The sequence below is a fragment of the Pseudomonas sp. 382 genome, from assembly GCF_002759075.1.
Lineage (GTDB): Bacteria > Pseudomonadota > Gammaproteobacteria > Pseudomonadales > Pseudomonadaceae > Aquipseudomonas > Aquipseudomonas vlassakiae.
The window spans coordinates 137,692-153,187 of the sequence record NZ_PEMX01000007.1 but is presented as its reverse complement, the minus strand read 5'-3'; the positions used below and the strand labels follow the sequence as shown (position 1 = coordinate 153,187).

General features: G+C 62.7%; 19 protein-coding genes. 11 read left to right on the top strand and 8 right to left on the bottom strand.

All coding sequences use genetic code 11. The annotated features are described in order from the left end of the window. Positions 1-37 precede the first annotated feature (37 nt). The gene (locus CQW31_RS10960) at positions 38-1,036 is read right to left on the bottom strand and encodes a type IV pilus twitching motility protein PilT (RefSeq protein WP_099814472.1); all 999 of its coding nucleotides are present in this window, start codon (positions 1,034-1,036) and stop codon (positions 38-40) included. A gap of 66 nt (positions 1,037-1,102) precedes the next feature. Between CQW31_RS10960 and CQW31_RS10955 the strand changes: the two genes are divergently transcribed. From CQW31_RS10955 to CQW31_RS10910, 10 genes are all read left to right on the top strand, one after another. Continuing rightward, entirely contained in the window at positions 1,103-1,789 is a 687-nt protein-coding gene (locus tag CQW31_RS10955) for a YggS family pyridoxal phosphate-dependent enzyme (protein WP_099814471.1), read from the top strand. Positions 1,790-1,827: 38 nt separating this feature from the next. Further along, a complete protein-coding gene (proC, locus tag CQW31_RS10950) occupies positions 1,828-2,646 on the top strand; it encodes a pyrroline-5-carboxylate reductase (protein WP_099814470.1) in 819 nt (272 codons plus the stop codon). A 10-nt stretch (positions 2,647-2,656) separates the two neighbouring features. Further along, positions 2,657-3,247 (top strand): YggT family protein, encoded by a 591-nt coding sequence (locus tag CQW31_RS10945; RefSeq protein WP_027920981.1) that lies wholly within the window; start codon positions 2,657-2,659, stop codon positions 3,245-3,247. A gap of 98 nt (positions 3,248-3,345) precedes the next feature. Then, on the top strand, positions 3,346-4,485 hold the full coding sequence (locus CQW31_RS10940; protein ID WP_054884212.1) for a homoserine O-acetyltransferase: 1,140 nt from the start codon (positions 3,346-3,348) through the stop codon (positions 4,483-4,485). A gap of 7 nt (positions 4,486-4,492) precedes the next feature. Further along, positions 4,493-5,113 carry a methionine biosynthesis protein MetW gene (metW, locus tag CQW31_RS10935; RefSeq protein WP_054884211.1) on the top strand — a complete coding sequence of 207 codons (621 nt, stop codon included), beginning with the start codon at positions 4,493-4,495 and terminating at the stop codon, positions 5,111-5,113. Between the two features lie 22 nt (positions 5,114-5,135). Further along, on the top strand, positions 5,136-5,570 hold the full coding sequence (locus tag CQW31_RS10930; protein ID WP_054884210.1) for a DUF4426 domain-containing protein: 435 nt from the start codon (positions 5,136-5,138) through the stop codon (positions 5,568-5,570). Beyond that, positions 5,567-6,163, top strand: a complete 597-nt coding sequence (gene rdgB, locus CQW31_RS10925; protein WP_054884209.1) for an RdgB/HAM1 family non-canonical purine NTP pyrophosphatase — start codon at positions 5,567-5,569, stop codon at positions 6,161-6,163. The genes CQW31_RS10930 and rdgB overlap by 4 nt, the downstream gene beginning before the upstream one ends. Next, complete coding sequence (gene hemW, locus CQW31_RS10920) at positions 6,160-7,335, top strand: radical SAM family heme chaperone HemW (protein WP_099814469.1); 1,176 nt, start codon at positions 6,160-6,162, stop codon at positions 7,333-7,335. Before rdgB ends, hemW begins: the two co-directional genes overlap by 4 nt. Before the next feature lie 9 nt (positions 7,336-7,344). Then, positions 7,345-7,671 carry a DUF3392 family protein gene (locus tag CQW31_RS10915; protein ID WP_027920975.1) on the top strand — a complete coding sequence of 109 codons (327 nt, stop codon included), beginning with the start codon at positions 7,345-7,347 and terminating at the stop codon, positions 7,669-7,671. A 147-nt stretch (positions 7,672-7,818) separates the two neighbouring features. Next, on the top strand, positions 7,819-9,657 hold the full coding sequence (locus CQW31_RS10910; RefSeq protein ID WP_099814468.1) for a carbohydrate binding domain-containing protein: 1,839 nt from the start codon (positions 7,819-7,821) through the stop codon (positions 9,655-9,657). A gap of 65 nt (positions 9,658-9,722) precedes the next feature. Here the strand turns inward: CQW31_RS10910 and trmB are convergent, their stop codons facing one another. From trmB to CQW31_RS10890, 4 genes are all read right to left on the bottom strand, one after another. Next, positions 9,723-10,445 (bottom strand): tRNA (guanosine(46)-N7)-methyltransferase TrmB, encoded by a 723-nt coding sequence (gene trmB, locus CQW31_RS10905; protein ID WP_099814467.1) that lies wholly within the window; start codon positions 10,443-10,445, stop codon positions 9,723-9,725. A gap of 9 nt (positions 10,446-10,454) precedes the next feature. Next, a complete protein-coding gene (locus CQW31_RS10900) occupies positions 10,455-11,267 on the bottom strand; it encodes a thiazole synthase (protein WP_027920973.1) in 813 nt (270 codons plus the stop codon). Positions 11,268-11,320: 53 nt separating this feature from the next. Beyond that, positions 11,321-11,521 carry a sulfur carrier protein ThiS gene (thiS, locus tag CQW31_RS10895; protein ID WP_099814494.1) on the bottom strand — a complete coding sequence of 67 codons (201 nt, stop codon included), beginning with the start codon at positions 11,519-11,521 and terminating at the stop codon, positions 11,321-11,323. Positions 11,522-11,624: 103 nt separating this feature from the next. Further along, complete coding sequence (locus CQW31_RS10890) at positions 11,625-11,996, bottom strand: DUF423 domain-containing protein (protein ID WP_054884205.1); 372 nt, start codon at positions 11,994-11,996, stop codon at positions 11,625-11,627. A 64-nt stretch (positions 11,997-12,060) separates the two neighbouring features. On the opposite strand from CQW31_RS10890, the gene mtgA reads away from it, so the two are divergent. Beyond that, positions 12,061-12,771 carry a monofunctional biosynthetic peptidoglycan transglycosylase gene (mtgA, locus tag CQW31_RS10885; protein WP_054884204.1) on the top strand — a complete coding sequence of 237 codons (711 nt, stop codon included), beginning with the start codon at positions 12,061-12,063 and terminating at the stop codon, positions 12,769-12,771. A gap of 61 nt (positions 12,772-12,832) precedes the next feature. On the opposite strand, the gene rpoH is transcribed toward mtgA, so the two are convergent. The 3 genes from rpoH to ftsE form a co-directional block, all read right to left on the bottom strand. Next, entirely contained in the window at positions 12,833-13,687 is an 855-nt protein-coding gene (rpoH, locus tag CQW31_RS10880) for an RNA polymerase sigma factor RpoH (RefSeq protein WP_054884203.1), read from the bottom strand. Between the two features lie 111 nt (positions 13,688-13,798). Beyond that, positions 13,799-14,827, bottom strand: a complete 1,029-nt coding sequence (gene ftsX / locus CQW31_RS10875) for a permease-like cell division protein FtsX (protein WP_054884202.1) — start codon at positions 14,825-14,827, stop codon at positions 13,799-13,801. Further along, the gene (ftsE, locus tag CQW31_RS10870) at positions 14,824-15,495 is read right to left on the bottom strand and encodes a cell division ATP-binding protein FtsE (RefSeq protein ID WP_009684915.1); all 672 of its coding nucleotides are present in this window, start codon (positions 15,493-15,495) and stop codon (positions 14,824-14,826) included. The genes ftsX and ftsE overlap by 4 nt, the downstream gene beginning before the upstream one ends. Position 15,496 lies beyond the last annotated feature (1 nt).

The following is a 15,496-nucleotide window of genomic DNA, read 5'->3' as shown; positions in this document are numbered from 1 at the left end:
TAGAGCGGGTTTACCCACGCAGAAGCCTGAACAGGCGCTAAAGATCGCTGATCAGGCCCCTATCCCTCAGCCCTCGCATCGCCCCCTCCATCGTCCGCATTCCTTCTGCCGCTCCGGTCTGCATCACCGAACACAACTGCGCCATTCTCCCCTCTCGCACCAGATTGCGCACCGCAGGTGTCGCCACCAGCACTTCGCGCGCGGCCACTCGGCCGCCGCCCCTACGTTTGACCAGCACCTGCGCCACCACCAATCTCAGCGACTCCGCCAGCATCGCCCGCACCAAGGGCTTCTCTTCTGCCGCGAACACCTCCACCAGCCGGTCGATGCTGCTTGCCGCCGTCCGCGTATGCACCGTTGCCAGCACCAGATGCCCCGTCTGCGCTGCGCGCAACGCCAGGCGGACGGTTTCCAGATCGCGCAGTTCGCCGATCATGATCACATCCGGGTCCTGACGCAGGGCGCTGCGCAGCCCCTGAGCGAAGTCACGACAATGCCGGCCGATCTCGCGCTGATTGACCAGGCTGCGTTGGCTGCTGTGGACAACCTCGACAGGGTCTTCGAGAGTGATGATGTGCAGTGCCTGCTCACGATTAAGCCGGTCGATCAGAGCCGCCAGGGTACTCGATTTGCCACTACCGGTCGGGCCGCCCACCAGCACCAGGCCATCCGTGTGCTGCGCAACGGCTTGAAACACTTCTTCAAGTTCAAGCTCATCGATACTGGCAATACGTTGCGGAATCAGACGAAACGCTGCAGCCAGGCCGTTTATCTGTCGAAACAGGCTGAGACGAAAACGCCCCAGAGATGCCAACTCCAGGGCCAGATCCAGTTCATCGCCCTGCAACCATTGCCGGCACTGGCCCTCGTCGAGCAGCGCTGACAGCGCGTCGTTCATTGCTGCTGAGGTCAGGCTCGGCAGCGCCATGCGCCGCAGCTCGCCATCCACGCGCAGCATCGGTATCTCGCCCGCCGCCAGATGCAGGTCGCTCGCCCCTGCCTCCACGGCCCGGGCCAACAGGTCGGTCGCGTCCATGAGACTCCCCAATAGCCATCAAGCAGGTAGAATGCCGAAGATCTCCAGAGCCGACGGCATCGATCCATGTCCACCATAGCAGACAACCTTACCGCCCTTGCCGCCCGCATCCACAGCGCCGCCAAGGCTGCCGGACGTGACCCGGCGAGCGTCCGGCTGCTGGCCGTAAGCAAGACCAAACCGGCCAGCGCCATACGCGAAATCTACGCTGCCGGTGTGCGTGATGTGGGTGAAAACTATCTGCAGGAAGCCCTGGCCAAGCAGCAAGAACTGCGTGACCTGCCCTTGATCTGGCACTTCATCGGCCCCATTCAGTCGAACAAGACCAAAGCCATTGCCGAACATTTCGACTGGGTACACTCCGTGGACCGCCTGAAGATCGCCCAACGCCTGTCCGAACAGCGCCCTGCGGGCCTGCCACCACTGAACATCTGCCTGCAGGTGAACGTCAGCGGCGAAGACAGCAAATCCGGTTGCGCCCCGGTCGACCTGCCCGCACTGGCCAGGGACGTGGCGGCACTGCCAAACCTGCGCCTGCGGGGGCTGATGGCGATCCCTGAGCCGACCGAAGACCGTACCGCCCAGGAGGCCGCCTTCGCCAGCCTGAACCAGCTACAGGCAAACCTGGGCCTTGGCCTCGACACCCTGTCGATGGGCATGAGCCACGACCTGGAAGCGGCCATTGCCCAAGGAGCGACCTGGGTACGTATCGGCACCGCCCTGTTCGGCGCACGCCATTACGGCCCCGTCTGATTCCATGCTTTACTCACTCTTTCCTTCAAGGACCTGACATGAGCAAGACACGTATTGCCTTTATCGGCGCCGGCAACATGGCCGCCAGCCTGATCGGCGGCCTGCGTGCCCAGGGCATGGACGCGGCGCAGATCCGTGCCAGCGACCCCGGCGCCGAAACCCGCACCCGCATCCAGGCCGAGCACGGCATCGAAGCTTTCGCAGACAACGCCCAGGCGATTGCCGGTGCCGACGTGGTCGTGCTGGCGGTTAAACCGCAAGTCATGAAGGCCGTGTGCGAGTCACTGAAGCCTAACCTGGCTGCTGGCCAGCTGATCGTCTCGATCGCCGCCGGCATCACCTGCGCCAGCTTGCAGACCTGGCTCGGCGCCCGTCAGGTGGTGCGCTGCATGCCCAACACACCAGCGCTGCTGCGCCAGGGTGTCAGCGGCCTGTACGCCACCGCTGAAGTGTCCGCCGAACAACGCCAGCAGGCCGAACAGCTGCTGTCGGCAGTCGGTACCGCCCTGTGGCTTGAGCAAGAGCAACAACTGGACGCCGTCACTGCGGTCTCCGGCAGCGGCCCGGCCTATTTCTTCCTGTTGATCGAAGCGATGACCGCTGCTGGCGAAAAACTCGGCCTGCCACGCGAAACCGCCTCGCAACTGACCCTGCAAACTGCCCTGGGCGCCGCGCGCATGGCGGTGGCCAGCGATGTCGACGCCGCAGAGCTGCGCCGCCGCGTCACCTCGCCAGCCGGCACCACCGAGGCGGCGATCAAGTCGTTCCAGGGCAATGGTTTCGAAGCCATCGTCGAGCAGGCGCTGGAGGCGGCGTCGAAGCGTTCTGCCGAGCTGGCCGAACAACTGGGCAAATAAGGAGCCGTTGATGAATGCATTGTCCGGCGCCGCGATCTTCGTGGTGCAAACCCTGGTCAGCCTGTACCTGGTGATCGTCCTGCTGCGCTTCGTGCTGCAACTGGTCAAAGCCAATTTCTACAACCCGCTGAGCCAGTTCGCCGTGCGCGCAACCCAGCCACTGCTCAAGCCGATCCGCCGGGTGATTCCGAGCATCGGCGGCCTCGACACCTCGTCGCTGCTGCTGGCGATCGTCATCCAGGCGCTGCTGATGGGCTTCGTGCTGATGGTCACCTACGGCACCTTCGGCGACGTGCTGCACCTGCTGATGTGGGCCATCATCGGTATCACCTCGCTGTTCCTGAAAATCTTCTGGGTGGCGATGATCGTCATGGTGATCGTGTCCTGGGTCGCACCGAACAGCCACAACCCGGCTGCCGAGCTGGCCTGGCAGATCAGCGAACCGGTGCTGGCACCGTTCCGCCGTATCGTGCCCAACCTGGGCGGCATGGACATCTCGCCGATCTTCGCCTTCCTGGCGATCCAGGTGATCCAGTCATTCGTCATGCCGCCGCTGGCCGCCTATGCCGGCATGCCACAGGAACTGTGGCGGATGATCTGAGCCCAAGGACTGCTGCTTACCTCCAGTGGCAAGCCTTCGCTTGCCGCTGGGGGGAGTGCTCTTTAGACTTACGCCTCCGTCAAGCGTGAGCAGGGTCGATGTCCACTGTCCTTCCCGAAGATTCCGTCGGTCTGGTTACACCGCAAATTGCCAGCTTCGATGAACCGCTGGCCTTGGCCTGCGGCCGTTCGCTGAACAGCTACGAGCTGGTCTACGAGACCTATGGCACCCTGAATGCCAGCGCGAGCAATGCCGTGCTGATCTGCCATGCCCTGTCCGGCCATCACCATGCCGCGGGCTACCATGCCGCCACCGACCGCAAGCCGGGCTGGTGGGACAGCTGCATCGGTCCCGGTAAACCGATCGACACCAACCGCTTCTTCGTGGTCAGCCTGAACAACCTCGGCGGCTGCAATGGCAGCACCGGCCCGAGCAGCGTCAATCCGGCCACCGGCAAGCCTTATGGCGCCGAGTTCCCGGTACTGACCGTTGAAGACTGGGTGCATAGCCAGGCGCGCCTGGCCGATCGCCTGGGCATCCAGCAGTGGGCTGCCATCGTGGGTGGCAGCCTTGGGGGCATGCAGGCCCTGCAATGGACCATCACCTACCCTGATCGCGTGCGCCACTGTGTGGATATCGCCTCGGCCCCCAAACTGTCGGCGCAGAACATCGCCTTCAACGAAGTGGCACGCCAGGCCATCCTTACCGACCCTGAGTTCCACGGCGGTTCGTTCCAGGACCAGGGCGTGATCCCCAAGCGCGGCCTGATGCTGGCACGCATGGTCGGCCACATCACGTACCTGTCCGACGACTCGATGGGTGAGAAATTCGGCCGCGAGCTGAAGAGCGACAAGCTCAACTACGACTTCCACAGTGTCGAGTTCCAGGTCGAAAGCTACCTGCGCTATCAGGGCGAGGAGTTTTCCGGCCGCTTCGACGCCAACACCTACCTGCTGATGACCAAGGCCCTGGACTACTTCGACCCGGCCGCTGCCAATGGCGGCGACCTGGCTGCAACCCTGGCCCACGTCAAGGCGGATTACTGCATCATGTCGTTCACCACCGACTGGCGCTTCTCGCCGGCCCGCTCGCGGGAGATCGTCGACGCCCTGATGGCGGCCCGCAAGAACGTCTGTTATCTGGAGATCGATTCGCCTTACGGCCACGATGCCTTCCTGATACCCACGCCTCGCTACATGCAGGGTTTCGCGAACTACATGAACCGCATCGTCATCTGAGGACAGCATGAGAGCCGATCTGGAAATCATCCACGACTGGATTCCCGCCGGCAGCCGGGTACTCGACCTGGGCTGCGGCAGCGGCGAGCTGCTGGCCTCGCTGCGCGACCGCAAACAGGTCACCGGCTATGGCCTGGAGATCGACCCCGACAACATCGCTGCCTGCGTGGCGAGGGGCGTCAACGTCATCGAGCAGGACCTCGACAAGGGCCTGGGCAACTTTGCCAGCAACAGCTTCGACGTGGTAATCATGACCCAGGCCCTGCAGGCCGTGGAATACCCAGACCGCATCCTCGATGAGATGCTGCGGGTGGGCCGCCAGTGCATCATCACGTTCCCCAACTTCGGCCACTGGCGCTGCCGCTGGTACCTGGCCACCAAGGGGCGCATGCCGGTCTCGGACTTCATGCCGTACACCTGGTACAACACGCCGAACATCCACTTCTGCACCTTCGCCGACTTCGAAGAGCTGTGCCATGAGCGCCGCGCCAAGGTTCTTGACCGCCTGGCCGTCGACCACTTGCACCGTAACGGGTGGGGCGGGCGGCTTTGGCCTAATCTTCTAGGTGAAATCGGCATCTATCGCGTCAGCAGCCCGGGCCTGCAGGAGCATCAACTGGCGGTCTGACGCCCACCGGAGGACTCGCACCATGCGTCGCCTAGCCCTGTTCCTGATCAGCCTGTGCCTGGCCCTGCCAGCGATGGCAGCCGATGCGGCCCGACCTGAGCGCAAGGAAGTGTTTGGCGACGTGACGGTGCACTACAGCGCCTTCACCTCAAGCCTGTTGCAACCGGACATCGCCGCTGCCACCGGGCTCAACCGGAGCAAGAACCAAGGCGTGCTCAACATCGCTGTGCTCAAGGCCGACAAGCCGGCCATGGCGGTGGTCAGCGGCACGGTGAAGGACCTGACCGGGCGCACAAGCCCGCTGTCGTTCAAGCAGATAACCGACCAGGGCGCGGTGTATTACATCGCCCAGTTCAAGATCGAGCAGGCCGAAACCTTGACCTTCGACCTGAATGTCGAAACCGGCGGGGTCAGCCATCAACTCAGTTTCAACCAGGAAGTGTTCCCAGGCGAATGATGAATTTCCAGCAACTCGTATTGGCCAGCCATAACGCCGGCAAACTCAAGGAACTCCAGGCCATGCTCGGCCAGTCGGTCCAGCTGCGCTCGATCGGTGAGTTCAGCCAGGTTGAACCCGAAGAGACCGGCCTTTCGTTCGTCGAGAATGCCATCCTCAAGGCCCGCAACGCTGCGCGCATTTCCGGCCTCCCGGCCTTGGCCGACGATTCCGGCCTGGCCGTGGACTTCCTCGGCGGTGCGCCGGGCATCTACTCGGCGCGCTATGCCGATGGCAAGGGTGACGCGGCGAACAACGCCAAGCTGCTCGAGGCGCTGAAGGACGTGCCGCCAGAACAGCGTGGCGCCCAGTTCGTCTGCGTGCTGGCCCTGGTGCGCCACGCCGATGACCCGCTGCCAATCCTTTGCGAAGGCCTGTGGCACGGCAGCATCCTGTTCGAGGCCAGCGGCGAGCATGGCTTCGGTTATGACCCGCTGTTCTGGGTGCCGGAGCGCAAGTGCTCCAGCGCCGACCTCGCGCCTGAGGATAAGAACCAGCTCAGCCACCGCGCCCGCGCCATGGCCCTGCTGCGTCAACGTCTGGGCCTGGCATGATCGCAACGCTGTCCGCAGTCGACGCGGTGGCGCTCACCCGCCTGCCGCCGTTGGCCCTGTACATCCACATCCCGTGGTGCGTGCGCAAATGCCCGTACTGTGACTTCAACTCCCACGCCGCCGGGCCCGAGCTGCCGGAAGAGGCTTACGTCGACGCGCTGTTGACTGACCTAGACCTGGAGCAAGCCGCCGTGCAGGGCCGGCCCCTGTCGTCGATTTTCTTCGGCGGCGGGACCCCGAGCCTGTTCAGTGCCAAGGCCCTGGGGCGTCTGCTGCGCGGCGTGGAGCAACGCATCCCGTTCGCGGCAGACATCGAGATCACGCTTGAGGCCAACCCCGGTACCTTCGAGCAAGAGAAGTTCAAGGCCTACCGGCAGACCGGTATCAATCGCCTGTCCATCGGTGTACAGAGCTTCCAGCCGGCCAAACTCCAAGCGCTGGGCCGCATTCATAATGGCGACGAAGCGATCCGCGCCGCTGGCATGGCGCGCGCGGCCGGCTTCGACAACTTCAACATGGACCTGATGCACGGCCTGCCTGACCAGTCGCTGGATGACGCGTTGGGCGATCTGCGTCAGGCCATCGACCTCGGGCCGACGCACTTGTCGTGGTACCAGCTGACGGTCGAGCCGAACACGGTGTTCTGGAACCAGCCGCCAGAGCTGCCTGAAGATGACATCCTCTGGGACATCCAGGAAGCCGGCCAGGCGCTGATGGCGGCCAACGGCTTCAGGCAGTACGAAGTTTCGGCCTATGCCCAGGCCGACCGTGCCGCCCGGCACAACCTCAACTACTGGCGCTTCGGCGACTTCATCGGCATCGGTGCCGGCGCCCACGGCAAGCTGACGTTCGCCGATGGCCGCATCCTGCGCACCTGGAAGACCCGTCTGCCCAAGGACTACCTGAACCTGGCCAAGCCGTTCAAGGCCGGCGAGAAGCTGTTGCCGGTGGATGAGCTGCCGTTCGAGTTCCTGATGAACGCCCTGCGCCTCACCGATGGTGTGGAAGCCGAGCTGTTCACCCAGCGCACCGGGCTGCCCCTGGCACAGCTGGCCGAAGCCCGCCGCGCCGCCGAACAAAAGGGCCTTTTGCAGGTCGAACCGGATCGACTGGTGGCCACGCCACGCGGCCAGCTGTTCCTCAATGACCTGCTGCAGTATTTCTTGACCTAAGGATGACCCATGGATCTGGTACTTGATCTGCTCGCCACGGTTTCGCGCTGGAGCCGCAGCAATCTGTCTGAGATTTCCCTGGCCCTGGTAGGCTGCCTGCTGGTGCTGTTCGGCACCGACATCAAAGGCTGGGTGGACCAGCGCCTGGGTGCCCTGGCGGGCGCGCTGCGGGTACCGGTGATGGCTGCCCTGGTGATGATCGGCAGTGGTGCAGCGTTGATCTATGCCACGCCCTGGGTGGTGAAGGGATTGGGGCAGTTCAACAACTATGCGCTGGCGCCGGTGTTGCTGGTGGTGCTGGTACTTATCGGCGTGGTGGCCGATCGGCGCGGCTGAACCTCGCTGCGAAACACTGCCCAGAGAGGTACACCTAGCATTTTTGCCAGTTTCGAAGATCCCGCGATCAACTTCTAATGCAGGCTCGCGCTGCCGCGATTATCAGCGCCAGACCACATTAATCAGTCTTTCGCGAGGTTTTCGAACATGGCTACTGCACCCTATGTCGATTTTTCGCCGTTCGGCGAAGGCGACTTCAACGGTTGGAACAAACAAAGCAACGGATGGGAGTTGATAACCGACCGAGAGGATGATGGTAATTACTTTGTGCGCTTCCCGGAAGGTTGGGAAGGCAACGTGCTGGGGCCCCTGCTCGACAAGACCGTCACCGGGTTCAAGCCGGGTAGCAGCTACCGGTTTAGTGTAGATTTCCGTACGATCCCCGGCGATGATTTGTTTCGCACCGACGTTACGCTTGATGTCATCGGCGTCGCGCAACTGGCCGATCGGACCTTGACGCGTTTCGATTGGGATACCCTTTCGCTGGACTTCACTGCCACCGCCACCGAGCACCGCTTGATGATCATCGCGCGCGATCGGCTTGCCGAAAACAGCGAAGATGTGAATGAGCCTGGAACATTGGGACGAGCCCGAGACATGTCCCTGGACTTCATCCGCGTCTACGAGCTGAGCGAACACACAGAGCGCTTCGACCAGTACCAGGACATCCACCTCTTGCCGCGCGAGGTGTTCAACGCCGACCACATGTCGATTGGCCTTCCCGACAGCGCCCCCGGCAGCATCGCTATCCACCCGGTGCTACCCGAAGAGGGTAAGGCCAATCTGAAAAAAGTGCTTTGCCTGGCCCATAACGGCGGCAACATTTTCCCCGCTCAAACCACCCACCTGGAACTGGTCGGCACTTATCATGCGGTGGCATTCAATTGGGCAGGTATCGGTCAGCAGGCTTCAGCCAAAGCGTTCAATGAAGCCGGTGAAGAAGTTGCCACGCAGTCTATCAGCCCACAGCCGGGCGAAACGACCAACGCCCATGTCGAACTGGTCGCCCGTCGAGAAACGTTGATCAAGCGGGTTGAACTCACCTGCGGCAACCGCACCTTCATCGACAGTATTCGCTTGCTCACCGAAACGCCTGCTGCCACTGCATCGCACCTGCGTCAGGCAGCTGACCAGTTCGGCTGCGATGACTGGAATGGCTGGAGCAAGACCGCTGCGGCCATCGACCTGCAACTGGAGAGCGCCGATGGCCTGTACCGCATTGCGCCAAGACACGGTGTCGAGCAGACCGACACCGGCATCCTGCTGGAAAAAACAGTATCAGGGCTGACCGCAGGCAACAATTATCGCTTCAGCGTCAAGGCCCGCAGCCAGGCCGGCAGCCAGGCTTCGGTGCAGCTGGGCATCAGCGATGTCTTTTCCGAGGCGCCTACCTTGCTCGGTGAAGAATGGCAGGATGTCGAACGCATTTTCACTGCCAGGCAAGCTAGCCACACCTTCAGCATTGAGGCCCCGGGCGGGGCGAATGCCAAGGCCCAGGCATTCTTGGTCGAAAACGCCTGGCTTTCGACCACCAACAGCATTGTCGAAGACTTCAACGATATCACTCCGACACCGATCATCCGGCCAGGCAACAGCCAACAGACCGCACACGTGACCATCAGCCTGGGCAATGATCAGCAAGGCCAGGTCCACATACATGCGGTAGGGCCTATCGATGGCATGACCGAAGGCAAGAACGTCTGCATCAATGACGGCTCGATTGCCGAGCAGCAAACCGTTCGCTTCGATCTTGCTTATGAATGCGTCGGGGTGAAGTTCTCACTAACCAGTATGCTTGCCAACCAGCCGGGCCAGTTGGTGACATTCTTCGCGGCTGACGGCGAAACGATCGGGTCCCACCCGGTAACGGAGCGCAACAGCTGGGTGAATTTCAGCGCTGCGGGCAAGCGAATCAAGGCGTTTGAAGTGACTGTCGTGGCGAAGAGACGGGCCAGCCTGGATTTCCTTACCCTGATACTCAATTAAGGAACCTGAAAAAAACCGCCTCTCTAGAGGCGGTTTTCGGTTTGCATACGGGGTACGTTGCAGGTTCAGTCCACTTTCTCGAACTTCAAATCCCAAACCCCATGCCCCAGCCGCTCGCCGCGGCGCTCGAACTTGGTGATCGGGCGCTCTTCGGGGCGCGGCACATAGGTGCCATCTTCAGCACGGTTGCGATAGCCCGGGGCGGCGCTCATCACTTCCAGCATGTACTCGGCATACGGCTCCCAGTCGGTGGCCATGTGGAACACTCCACCAGGCTTGAGCTTGCGCCGCACCAGTTCGGCGAACTCCAGCTGAACGATGCGGCGCTTGTGGTGACGTGCCTTGTGCCATGGGTCAGGGAAGAACAGCATCAGGCGGTCGAGGCTATTGTCGGCCACGCAGCGGTTGAGCACTTCAATCGCATCGCAGTCATACACCCGCAGGTTCTTCAGGCCTTGGGTCAGCACGCCGTTGAGCAGCGCGCCGACACCCGGACGGTGTACCTCGACCCCGATGAAGTCCTGTTCAGGCGCGGCAGCGGCCATTTCCAGCAGGGAATGGCCCATGCCGAAGCCAATCTCCAGGGTACGCGGCGCCGAACGGCCGAATACCTGGTCGTAGTCCACCGGGCTGTCGGCCAGCGGCAGGATGAACTGCGGGCCGCCCTGGTCGAGGCCACGTTGCTGGCCTTCGGTCATGCGCCCGGCGCGCATCACGAAGCTCTTGATGCGGCGGTGTGGGCGCTGGTCGCCGTCGGTGGAGATCGGCGTATCTTGCGAGTCAGTCATCGGGGGCTCTTACTTGATCAGACCATCCAGCGGCGAAGAGGCGCTGGCGTACAGTTTTTTCGGCATGCGGCCGGCCAGGTAGGCCATGCGGCCAGCGAGGATGGCGTGCTTCATGGCCTCGGCCATCAGCACCGGCTGCTGAGCGTGGGCGATGGCGGAGTTCATCAGCACGGCTTCACAGCCCATTTCCATGGCGATGGTGGCGTCGGAAGCCGTACCAACACCCGCGTCAACCAGCACCGGCACCTTCGATTCTTCAAGGATGATCTGCAGGTTGTAGGGGTTGCAGATACCCAGGCCAGTGCCGATCAGACCGGCCAGCGGCATTACCGCGATGCAGCCGGCCTCGGCCAGCTGGCGGGCGATGATCGGATCGTCGCTGGTGTAGACCATCACGTCGAAGCCATCCTTGACCAGAACCTCGGCGGCCTTGAGGGTTTCGATCACGTTGGGGAACAGGGTTTTCTGGTCGGCCAGCACTTCCAGCTTCACCAGGGTGCGCGACTCGTGGGACTTGTGGCCATCGAGCAACTCGCGGGCCAGACGGCAGGTACGCACCGCCTCGACAGCATCGAAGCAACCTGCAGTGTTTGGCAGGATGGTGTACTTGTCGGGCGACAGCACGTCGAGCAGGTTCGGCTCACCCGCATTCTGGCCAAGGTTGGTCCGGCGCACGGCCACGGTGACGATCTCGGCACCCGAAGCCTCGGTGGCCAAGCGGGTTTCTTCCATGTCACGGTACTTGCCGGTGCCGACCAGCAGGCGCGACTGGAAAGTGCGCCCGGCCAGGATGAAGGGCTTGTCGCTACGAACGTTGCTCATCGTTGTTCCTCGGGAAAAGATTGCGGGGCTTGCAGGTAAACGCCGGCCCGGTTTCAGCCGCCACCAATGGCATGGACCACTTCGACCTGGTCGCCTTCGCTCAGCTGCGTGCTGTCGTGCTGGCTACGCGGCACGATATCCAGGTTGAGTTCCACCGCCACCCGGCGCCCGGTCAGTTCCAGGCGGGCCAGCAGGGCCGCGACGCTTTCGCCAGCGGGCAATTCGTAAGGTTCACCGTTCAGTTGAATGCGCATGCGCACGGCCACCATTGTTCTTTGGGGGCCCGCATTCTAGCGCCGATCCACGCGTGAACCCAAGGGCGCTGCACGCCATTAGTCGCGATTGTGGACCGCTTGGTCAGCCCAGGCGCCAGGCAGCCATGCCCAGGCACAGCCAACCGGCAAGGAAGCACAGGCCGCCGAAGGGGGTGATGATGCCCAGTTTGCCCAGGCCGCTGAGCGTCAGCAGGTACAAGCTACCGGAGAACAGCACGATCCCCAGGGCGAACAGACCGCCAGCCCAGCCGACCAGGCGCCCCGGCAGGTGCGCCGAAAGCACGGCGACACCAAAGATCGCCAAGGCATGCACCAGCTGATAGGTCACCCCGGTATGGAAAATGGCCAGGTAATCAGCCGTCAGACGGTCCTTCAGGCCATGTGCGGCGAACGCGCCCAGGGCGACGCCGGTAAAGCCGAAGAAGGCAGCGAGCATGAGGAAGCTGCGAAGCATGGGACGACTCCTTGTATCGGGTCTGTATAATGGCCCGTTCCACCGGTCCGGCCAAGCCATCGCCATGCTGTCATCCATTCTCCGCCGCCTCGCCCGCGCCCTGCTCTGGTTCGCTGCCGGCAGCATCGTGCTGGTGCTGGTGTTTCGCTGGGTACCACCGCCTGGCACGGCCTTGATGCTCGAACGCAAGGTGCAGTCATGGGTGAGTGGCGAGCCGATTGAACTGCAACGCGACTGGGAGCCATGGGAGAACATCTCCGACGAACTCAAGGTGGCAGTCATCGCCGGTGAGGACCAGAAGTTTGCCAGCCATTGGGGCTTCGACATTCCGGCCATCCAGGCGGCGCTGGCGTACAACGAGCGTGGCGGCAGCATTCGTGGTGCCAGCACCCTGACCCAGCAGGTAGCCAAGAACCTGTTCCTGTGGTCGGGACGCAGCTGGTTCCGCAAGGGGCTGGAGGCCTGGTTCACGGGGCTGATCGAACTGTTCTGGTCGAAGGAGCGGATTCTTGAGGTTTACCTGAACAGCGCCGAGTGGGGCAAAGGCGTGTTCGGCGCCCAGGCCGCGGCGCGTTATCACTTTGGTGTCGATGCCAGCCGGCTGACCCGCCAGCAGGCCGCACAACTGGCCGCCGTGCTGCCGAGCCCGATCAAGTGGAGTGCCAGCCGGCCCAGCGCCTATGTGGCAAGCCGGGCGGGCTGGATTCGCCGGCAGATGAGCCAGCTGGGCGGGCCCAGCTACCTGATGCAACTGGACAGCTCGCGCAGGCCGTAACCCCGACAAAAAAGCCGCTCACCCTCTCGGGTCAGCGGCTTTTCAATGAAGCCAGGTCAGGTCAGACGGTGATCAGCGCCTTGACCTTGTTCATTGCATTCTTCTCCAGCTGGCGAATACGCTCAGCAGAAACGCTGTACTTGTCAGCCAGCTCATGCAGCGTGGCCTTTTCTTCCGCCAGCCAGCGCTGGTAGAGGATATCGCGGCTACGGTCATCCAGGCCTTGCAGTGCTTCGTGCAGGTTGCTGGTGGAGTTGTCGCTCCAGTCGGCATCCTCCAGCTGCACAGCCGGATCGTAGCGGTGGTCTTCCAGATAATGCGCTGGCGACTGGAAGGCGCTGTCGTCATCCGCTTCGGCTGCCGGGTCGAAGGCCATGTCCTGGCCACTCAGGCGGCTTTCCATCTCGCGCACTTCACGCGGCTCGACGCCGAGGCTTTCCGCCACGCGATGCACTTCGTCGTTGTTCAGCCAGGCCAGACGCTTCTTCTGGCTACGCAGGTTGAAGAACAGCTTGCGCTGGGCCTTGGTGGTGGCCACCTTGACGATGCGCCAGTTACGCAGGATGAACTCGTGGATCTCTGCCTTGATCCAGTGCACGGCGAAGGACACCAGGCGCACACCCATTTCCGGGTTGAAACGCTTGACCGCCTTCATCAGGCCGACGTTGCCTTCCTGGATCAGGTCAGCCTGCGCCAGACCGTACCCTGCATAGCTACGTGCGATATGCACAACGAAACGCAGGTGGGCCATCACCATTTGCCGAGCGGCCTCGAGATCCTGCTCATAGTAGAGACGCTCGGCCAGATCACGCTCCTGCTCGACAGACAGCAGCGGGATGCTGTTGACCGTGTGCACGTAGGCTTCCAGGTTTGCACCGGGCACCAGGGCATAGGCAGGTTGCAACGATGTGGTCATTCAAGAACCTCCGACTTACAAAACTCGCGCCTTGTGAGCGCTGCCAACATTGACCCGGAACGAGCGTACAAGTTCCATCATGAAGGAAATGTCAATGCTGGCACGTAAAAACTATCGCGGCGCCAGCTCGTTCAAATGGCGGGCGACTGCGATCCATGCACCGATATACCCCAACAGCACCGCTCCGATCAAGAGCGACAGACCATCGGACGCCGGCACCCCGCCCAGGGCGAAGTCACTGCCATACAGCCCGGAAAGCCCTACCACGGCCTCGTTGAGCCAGTTCAGGCCAAAGGCCAGGATGGCCCAGGCCAGCACCCCCGCACCCAGGCCGTACAAGGCGCCCATGTACAGGAAAGGCCTGCGAACGTAGCTGTCTGTACCGCCCACCAGCTTGATCACTTCGATCTCGATGCGGCGGTTTTCGATATGTAGACGAATTGTGTTACCGATTACTAACAGCAGCGCGGAAATCAGCATTACCGCCAGGCCGAAGACAAAACGGTCGCCCAGCTTGAGGATCGCCGCCAGCCGCTCGACCCATACCAGGTCAAGTTGTGCATTCTCAACCCTCGGCAGCTCCGAAAGACGTTGACGAAGGGCTTCCAGGGCCGGTTTATCGACTTCGGTCGGGGTCACCACCACCACACCGGGCAACGGGTTGTCAGGCAGCTCGCGAAGGGCCTCGCCTAGCCCGGACTGCTGCTGGAACTCTTGCAGGGCCTGCCCTGGGCTGACGTATTGGGCGTCGGCGACCCCCGGCATGCGCTTGATGTCGTCACGCAGGGCTTCACCCTGCTGGCTACCAGCATCGAGCTTCAGGTACAGCGAAATCTGTGCGGCGCGTTGCCATGAGCCACCCAGCACCTCGATATTCTTCAGCAGCAGCGACAGCCCCATGGGCATGCTCAGGGCCACGGCCATCACCAGGCAGGTGAAAAAGCTGCCGATCGGCTGCTTGCCCAGCCGTCGAAGGCTGTCGGCCAAGCTGGCGCGATGGCTTTCCAGCCAGGCCTGCAGCAGGGTGCGGAAGTCCGGGCCGTCGTCATCGTGATCGCCGCCCTTCTTCCTGGCCGGCTGCGGGTCGGCAGCCTTGGGCGCAACGCGCTCGGAAACCTTTGGTGTACGTGTAGTGCTCATTGCCCGGCCTCCCCATCGCCGATCAGACGACCGCGCTGCAGGGTCAGCATGCGGTGGCGCATGCGCGCAATCAGTGCCAGGTCGTGACTGGCGATCAGAACCGTGGTGCCCAGGCGGTTGATATCCTCGAACACACCCATGATCTCCGCGGCCAGCCGCGGGTCGAGGTTACCGGTGGGCTCATCCGCCAGCAGCAAGGCCGGCTGGTGAACTATCGCGCGGGCAATACCGACCCGCTGCTGCTGGCCGGTTGACAGGTCGGCCGGGAACAGCTCGCCCTTGTCGGCCAGCGACACCCGCTCCAGCGCCGAATCAACGCGTTTGGCGATCTCGGCCTTGGACAAGCCGAGAATCTGTAGCGGCAGGGCGATGTTGTTGAACACGGTGCGGTCGAACAGCAGCTGGTGGTTCTGGAACACCACGCCAATCTGCCGACGCAGGAACGGGATCTGCGCATTGCTGATCTGGCCCAGGTCCTGCCCTGCCAGCATCAGCTTGCCGCTGGTCGGGCGTTCCATGGCCAGCAACAGGCGCAGCAAGGTGCTCTTGCCCGCACCCGAGTGCCCGGTGACGAACAGGAACTCGCCCCGGCGCGCGCGGAAACTCAGCTCGTGCAAGCCGACATGGCCGTTGGGGTAGCGCTTGGCAACCTGTTCGAATCGGATCATG